The following is a 6,784-nucleotide window of genomic DNA, read 5'->3' as shown; positions in this document are numbered from 1 at the left end:
CCAGGAGCCCCACCACCTCCGTCTCCGCGAACACCGTGCACATGCTGGAGACGGCGTGGGGCTCCAGGTCGTCCGGCAGGCTGCTGAAGTCCGCGAGCGTGCAGCCCAGCATGACGGCCATGTTCTGCAGGAAGCGCCCCGTCCCCGCAGCACACTTGTCGTTCATCAGGAAGTTGACCACGTTCCCGTCCCGGTCCAGGGCGATGACCTTGCTGTCCTGCCCTCCGATGTCCAGGATCGTCCGCACGCTGCGGCCGCCCTCCCCGTCCCGGAAGAGCCGGCCCGCGCCCACGGCGTGACAGGATATCTCCGTAACGCGCGCGTCGGCCTCCACCGCATTTCGTCCGTAGCCGGTCGCCACCGTGCGGACCACGTCGTCCCGCGTCAGGCCGTTCCGCGCCAGAAGCTGCGCGCAGGCCTCGTTCCCCGTCTCGCCGGGGGCCCAGCCCGTGGGGACGACAAGGCGGTCGATCCACTCCGCTCCAAGCACCAGAGCCGCCTTGACCCCCACCGAGCCGATGTCCACCCCGACCGTCCAGAGCGGCGCGTCCGCGCCGTCCGCCACCGTGCCCACGCCCCTACCCCATCATCTCGACGAAGGCGCCCATGCGCGTGGACAGTTGCTCCACGTCGCCCTGATAGTAGTCCGTCTCCACGGTGATGCAGGGGATGCCCATGCTCTCCATGCGCTCATGCACTTGGAAGGACTCCACGTTGTACGTGTGACACGCCTGAAGGATGAGGTCCACCATCCCGTCGGCCGCGTAGTCGCCGGCCAGGCTCTCCAACAGGTCCAGGCGCTTGGTGTTTGGCGTCATGCAGGAACAGGGGATGCCCAGGTACTTCCGGGCCAGCGCCTCGTAGGGCGGCAGCGACTCGTCCACCAGCTCGTAGGCGGGCTTGATGCCCCCGCAGTTCTCGAACGCCACGATCACGCCGCCGTTCTCCTCGATGGCGTTGAACACCTTCTCCACGCTCTTGCCGGTGGGACAGCCCGTGACGATGATTCGCCGCCGGTCCGGCGGCACGCGGCGCTCGCCCGCCTCGTAGTTCTCCCGGACCTTGCGCGTCAGGTCCCGAATCTGGTCCAGCATCTCGGGGTCGCTGAAGCTGATCTTGAAGTACTCGTTCACCATGTGGACCTCGCGGCCCGACAGGGGCGCCGGATTCAGCTCGGAGAGCGCGTAGAGGTCCATCATGACGCGGCGCTCCTCGTTGCGCCAGGCGATCTCGCGCCTCAGCGCCTCCTCCGTGATCATGACGTCCATGAGCTCCTCAAGCCTGCGGGCCAGGCACTCGATCTCCGCCCGCCACTGCCCCACGGCCTCCTCGGAGACGGTCTGGGGCAGCTGCATGACGTGCGTGGGCCGGAGACGGTCCATCAGCTCGTACATCTTCTTCTTGCCGTCGCAGGTCGTCTCCCCCACCACCAGGTCACAGAAGTGGAAGTAGGGGCAGGTGTCGGTCAGGGCGAAGCCGTAGCTGGCCTTGATCAAAGGGCAGAGGTTTCGCGGCAGGCGCTCCTCCGCCGCGGCGATGGGCTTCTCGCTCGTCGCGCACAGGGTGGCCGGAATGGCCCCCGCCGCGCGGATCACCTCGTAGGGCGTGTAGGCGCAGTAGCAGCCCACCACCTTCCGGCCCGCCTCCACGGCCTCCTTGATCCGCACCGGCCCGCTGGGAAGGGCCTCCCTCATTTTCTGTAAGATGGCATCGATATCGTGCACGTTGAACCCCCCTCAGGTTACTCAGCTTCCGACGCCGCCCCCGCGCCGGCGCGCGGTGAGGGCGTAGAAGGACACGGAACACACCAACACGAGGCCGTGCACGAAGCGCGTCCAGAAGCCGGACCACCCCGCGCTGACGACCCCTGCCTCGATCATGCCGATCACCGCGGCCCCTGCCGTCGTCCCCCAGACGCTGCCGCTGCCGCCGTACACGGAAGTCCCCCCGATGAACACGGAGGCGAAGACCAGCAGGAGGTAGCCCTCGCCCTGGGTGGGCCACCAGTTGGCCAGCTCCATGCACGCCAGAATCCCAGAGAACGCGGCTGTCAGCCCCAGCAGGACGAACACCGCGACGCGGGCCCGCGCCACCGGAAGCCCCATCATCCGCGCGACCTCCCGGTCGTCGCCGATGAAGCGCAGGGNGTCCCCCCAGGCGGTGCGGTGCAGGATCGCCGCCGTGACGACGGCCAGCCCCAGAGCCCACAAAAACTGCGCGGGGACCAGCCCGCCGACGCGCCCGACGAACAGGGCGGCAAACGGCAGCCGACGGACAAAGGGCAGGGCGACCGCAAGCCCTCCGGAGAGCAGCATCACGCAGCCCCGCCAGAGAAAATCGAACCCGATCGTCACGACGATCGAGGGGACCCCCGTCCGGACCACGACCAGCCCGTTGATCAGGCCGATGCCCGCCCCTGCGGCAAGCCCCGCCGCAAGGCCCGCCGCCGCGGACCCCGTGGCCTTCGCCACGACCGCGAACAGGAAGCTGGACATCGCCATGTTCGAGGCGAAGGACAGGTCCATCTCCCCGGCCACGACCACCAGGGTCATCCCCATCGCGACGATCGCCACGAAGGGGATGGTCGTCATGAACGAGAGGTAGATGTAGCGGGAGAGGAACGTCGCGGGCGCGGTCAGGACGAAGAAGCCCCAGAGCAGCAGGAGCACCGTGGTGATGGGGAGCTGAGGCCCAAGGGCCGAGCGCAGCGGGGAGACTGCGTTCATAGCGCGACCTCCCTCAGGCGCGCCATCAGCTCCGGCAGCGTCAGCTCTCCGCGCGTCCACTCCCCCGCGTTGCGCCCGTGGGACAGGACGACGAAACGATCCGCCACCGCCCAGACGTGATCGATGCTGTGGGTGATGAACACCACGGACTTCCCCCGTTCCCGCACCCCGCAGATAAACTCCAGCACCTTGTCCACCTCGCTCAGGGCCAGGGCCGTCGTCGGTTCGTCCAGAACGACGAGCTCGGCATCGAAGTACATGGCCCGTCCGATGGCCAGCCCCTGCCGCTCCCCACCCGACAGCACTCCGGCACGGGTGTCCGGGGTCAGGCGACCCCCTCCCAGACCCATGCGAGCCAGGAGTTCCGCGGTGACGCGGCGTTCCTCCGCCACGTCGATCAGCCCCCACGAACCTTTTATGTGCCGGCCCACGAAGACGTTGCGCCACAGGGACTGCTGCAGGCCTAGCGCCCTGTCCTGATAGACGGTCTCGATGCCCAGGCCCCGCGCGCGGGAGACGCAGGAGCGCGTCCAGTCGAGCTTCCGGCCCCGAAAGAGGAACGTCCCCGCATCCGCGCCGTAGAGGCCCGACAACACCTTGATCAGGGTGGACTTCCCCGCCCCGTTGTCGCCCAGGAGGCCCACGATCTCCGCGGCGTTCACACGGAAGTCCACGCCCCGCAGGGCCTCCACGCTCCCAAAGGACTTGCGGATGCCCCGCATCTCAACCAGCGCGGCGTCCGCCCCGTCTTTTCCGCCCTCCACGCTTCAGCGCACGCCCTTCTCCGCCAGGGGGGCGATCTGCTCAATGTTGTCCTTGTCCACGAACCCGCCCGCCGTGTCGATCACCAGCCCGCCGAATCCGCAGAGGCGCGACTGGACGAGGTTCACAACGGCCAGATAGCCGATGAGGTAGGGCTGCCCCTCGCCCACGAGGTCCAGGTAGCCGGAACGGATGGCTTCGGCCGTCGCGGGGGAGAGGCTGAAGCCGGCCACCGCCACGCGGTCGGGGTCCATCCCCGCGGACCGGAGGGCGTTCCCGGACTGCGCCGTCAACGCTCCGTGATCGATGACGACGAGCCTGCAATCCTCATGGGAGGACAGGTAGCCCGTCAGGACCGGACCGCCCAGCGTCGCGTCCTTGTTGATCTCAGGAGAGATCTCGATGTAGTCCGCCGTCAACCCCGCCTTCTCGAACACGTCCAGGATGGCCTGGGCGCGCCGGCCGCGTCCGGGCAGGCTCTTCAACCCCCAGACCATGACCCGGTCCCCCTTCTTGAGGTCGAACTGCGCAACGCAGCGCTCGGCCAGCATCCTGCCCTGATTGTAGTTGTCCGGGCCGATCATTCCGAACCCGCGGGACTGGTACTTTTGGTAGAGGCGGGGCAGCGGCGTGTCAACGCAGGTGACGAGAGCTCCCTGGGCATAGGCCTGATCGATCAGGGGTTCGTAGGCGTCGTCGCCGGGGACCCCGATGACGACCATCCCGTCCGGCTTCGAGGTCAGCCCCTGACGGAAGTTCTCCAGCATCTTCTCCGCGTTCCAGTCGGAGTAGACGAACACGATGTCAAGGTCCAGGTCCCGCGCCGCGGCCGCAGCGCCGTTCTGCAGCACGGTTCCGTAGGACTCGCCGGGGCCACCGCCCGTGTCGAACCAGACCTTGAAGCGTTTCGCCTCCTGGCTGGAGTCGACGCCGAAGGCCATGGACGGGAACAGGACGAGCGCAACCAACAACAGGGCAACTGTTTTTTTCATGAACACACAATCCTCCTCAGGACTCGAAGATAACGATACGACCGCGCGCCCCTCCGAAGCGGATCGGTCGCGCGACGCAGAACGCCTCCCCTGCCGACGGGCAGGGAGCGCTCGTGTCGTTTATGAAAATTAAAGACAAAGATGAAGGGAAGACCCCATCAGGGGGTCAACGAACGGTGCGGAGAGGGGCGGGAAAGCGGGGCCTGTCGAAATCGTCTTTACGACGCAGGACCGATCCACAGAGGACCGCACCGAACGATGCATCCCGTGCACCGCAGCTCAGCGCGTCAGGAAAAACCGAACATAGCGATCCCCCCTCCCGTCTTGACCAAGAGTGCGGGGCCGCGCCGCTCAGTCCAACTCCCCGGCCGGGGCCCCGCGTAAGTATGCGTCAAGGAGGACGGTAAAGTCAAGGGGGACAAAAACGTAATCCTCACTGTTCCGTCAGCGGACAGCGAGGCACCGAAGAGCGGCGGGGCGTCGGCACGGAGCCCCCAAAGTGGAATCGAAAATTCCCTTCGGCCCTTTCTTTTAAAATCCCCGAAAGTATGGTATAACGCTCACGGGACAGCGATCGACAGTCGCATAAACGGGAGGAATCGTCTTTGGATTACACCTATCTCTTGAGCCTTTGCGTCATTCTCTTGTCCACGAAGATATTCAGCCTCATCTCGCGCCGTGCCCAGCTGCCACAGGTGGTGGGCGCGCTGATGGCGGGGCTGATCTTCGGCCCCGCCGTGCTGGGGGAGCTCACGAACGCCCTCTTCGGCATCCGGTTCTGCCTCATGCCCTCGCCGCTCCTCTCCCGCCTGGCGGAGCTGGGGGTCATCGTCCTGATGTTCACCGCCGGCATGGGGACCAGCGTCAAGGACCTGAAGGCATCCGGCAAGGCAGGGTTCCTCGTGGCGCTCCTCGGCGTGCTGACGCCGCTCGGCATGGGGGTGCTGATGCTCTACGCCTTTGAGCCGGGCACGAACCTGGAGTCCGCCCTGTTCCTGGGCTCCGTCCTCACCGCCACCTCCGTCTCCATCACCGTGGAGGCCCTGAAGGAGATCGACATGCTGACCACGAAGGTGGGCAACACAATCCTGGCGGCGGCGCTCATCGACGACATCCTGGGCCTGGTCTGTCTCACGATCGTCAGCGGGATGGGAGGGGAGCGGGTGAGCCTGGCGCTCATCGGCGTGAGGCTCCTGGGCTTCTTCGCCTTCGTGGGCATCGCTGCCGTCGCCTACCATCGGGCCATGGTGTGGATGGACCACCGCAATGCGGAGAGGAACCTACGCCGCTACCCCGTGGCGGGCTTCGCCTTCTGCCTCTTCATGGCCTGGACCGCCGAGGTGGTGTTCGGCATCGCGGACATCACGGGGGCCTTCGCCGCGGGCATGATCATCGCCACGGCGCCCAAGGGACAGTACATCGCCAGCAAGTTCGACACGATGGGCTACCTCCTGCTGACGCCGGTCTTCTTCGCCAACATCGGCCTCGAAGTCTCCATCCCCAAAATGTCCGGCTGGCTCGTCTTCTTCACGCTGGTGCTGGTGCTGGTGGGGGTCGCCTCCAAGCTCATCGGCTGCGGGCTGGGCGCGAAGCTCTGCGGCTTCACCGACCGGCAGTGCGTCCAGACGGGGCTCGGCATGGTGTGCCGCGGCGAGGTCGCGCTGATCGTCGCCAACAAGGGCATCGCCATGCACGCCATCCACGAACAGTACCTTGGCCCGATCATCATCATGATCATCGCCTGCACCATCCTCTCCCCGGCCATGCTGAAGGCGGCCTTCAGGGGCGAGGTTTCCGCGGAGAAGGGGAGCCGCCTGATCGAAAACTACACCCTCGCCGAGAAGACCGAGAGGGTCCTGGGGCGCCTGTTCAACCGTCACCATCGAAGGCAGAGGCTGGAGGACGTCCGCTCGAACCGGCAGCGCGAGGATTGAATCGGGAATTTGGAACGACCTTCCGGCCGGCGGGCCGTCAGATATGACAGGGGGGGCCGGAGACGCCCCGTCAAGGCGTCTCCGGCCCCCGCTCCGCCGCGAAGTGTCCCCTGACGTCAGCGCAGGGACTCCGCGACGGAATGCGTCAGGACGCTGCCCTTCTGCGCCGTGCTCGTCACGGCGTCCATCATGACGCCGCGGACGCCGCGGCGCTCAATCTCCGCAACGCCCTCGATGGTCATGCCGCCGGGGGTGCAGACCGCGTCCCTCAGGTCGGAGGGAGCCCGGCCGGAGTTCGTCACCAGCCGCGCCGCGCCCAGCGCGGCGGCGGCGGCGCCCCGGTAGGCCAGGGCCTTCGGCAGCCCCGCCT

At 67.0% G+C, this 6,784-nt stretch carries 7 protein-coding genes and 1 pseudogene; 1 reads left to right on the top strand and 7 read right to left on the bottom strand.

Features of this window, described 5'->3' with window-relative positions; genetic code table 11:
* The 6 genes and pseudogenes from SY1_RS01855 to SY1_RS01835 form a co-directional block, all read right to left on the bottom strand.
* Positions 1 to 574 (bottom strand): acyl-CoA dehydratase activase (locus tag SY1_RS01855; RefSeq protein ID WP_243440559.1); only part of this gene is annotated, 574 nt, incomplete at its 3' end.
* Positions 575 to 578: 4 nt separating this feature from the next.
* Positions 579 to 1,694: a double-cubane-cluster-containing anaerobic reductase gene (locus SY1_RS01850; protein ID WP_208872574.1), complete on the bottom strand. Its 1,116-nt coding sequence runs from the start codon at positions 1,692 to 1,694 to the stop codon at positions 579 to 581.
* Between the two features lie 51 nt (positions 1,695 to 1,745).
* A pseudogene (locus SY1_RS12265) lies at positions 1,746 to 2,146 on the bottom strand (ABC transporter permease); the annotation flags it as partial.
* 1 nt (position 2,147) lies between these two features.
* Positions 2,148 to 2,726: ABC transporter permease (locus SY1_RS12260; protein ID WP_423868976.1), on the bottom strand; the 579-nt coding region annotated here is incomplete at its 3' end.
* Positions 2,723 to 3,490: an ATP-binding cassette domain-containing protein gene (locus SY1_RS01840; protein ID WP_243440558.1), complete on the bottom strand. Its 768-nt coding sequence runs from the start codon at positions 3,488 to 3,490 to the stop codon at positions 2,723 to 2,725. The genes SY1_RS01840 and SY1_RS12260, both read right to left, overlap by 4 nt.
* A 3-nt stretch (positions 3,491 to 3,493) precedes the next feature.
* Positions 3,494 to 4,480 (bottom strand): sugar ABC transporter substrate-binding protein, encoded by a 987-nt coding sequence (locus SY1_RS01835; RefSeq protein ID WP_015555993.1) that lies wholly within the window; start codon positions 4,478 to 4,480, stop codon positions 3,494 to 3,496.
* Between the two features lie 605 nt (positions 4,481 to 5,085).
* Here SY1_RS01835 and SY1_RS01830 point away from each other — a divergent pair.
* A complete protein-coding gene (locus SY1_RS01830) occupies positions 5,086 to 6,414 on the top strand; it encodes a cation:proton antiporter (RefSeq protein ID WP_208872573.1) in 1,329 nt (442 codons plus the stop codon).
* Positions 6,415 to 6,530: 116 nt separating this feature from the next.
* Here SY1_RS01830 and SY1_RS01825 read toward each other — a convergent pair.
* On the bottom strand, positions 6,531 to 6,784 hold a 254-nt coding region (locus tag SY1_RS01825; protein ID WP_279369711.1), incomplete at its 5' end, for a pyrroline-5-carboxylate reductase dimerization domain-containing protein.

It is taken from the genome of Fretibacterium fastidiosum, from assembly GCF_000210715.1.
Lineage (GTDB): Bacteria > Synergistota > Synergistia > Synergistales > Aminobacteriaceae > Fretibacterium > Fretibacterium fastidiosum.
Note: the sequence above shows the minus strand (reverse complement) of the source record. Positions and strands in the feature narration are given on the sequence as shown.

Coding starts and splice junctions, on each gene's coding strand:
- SY1_RS01850 (WP_208872574.1), bottom strand. CDS start 1,694: ATGAGGGAGGCCCTTCCCAGCGGGCCGGTGCGGATCAAGGAGGCCGTG.
- SY1_RS01835 (WP_015555993.1), bottom strand. CDS start 4,480: ATGAAAAAAACAGTTGCCCTGTTGTTGGTTGCGCTCGTCCTGTTCCCG.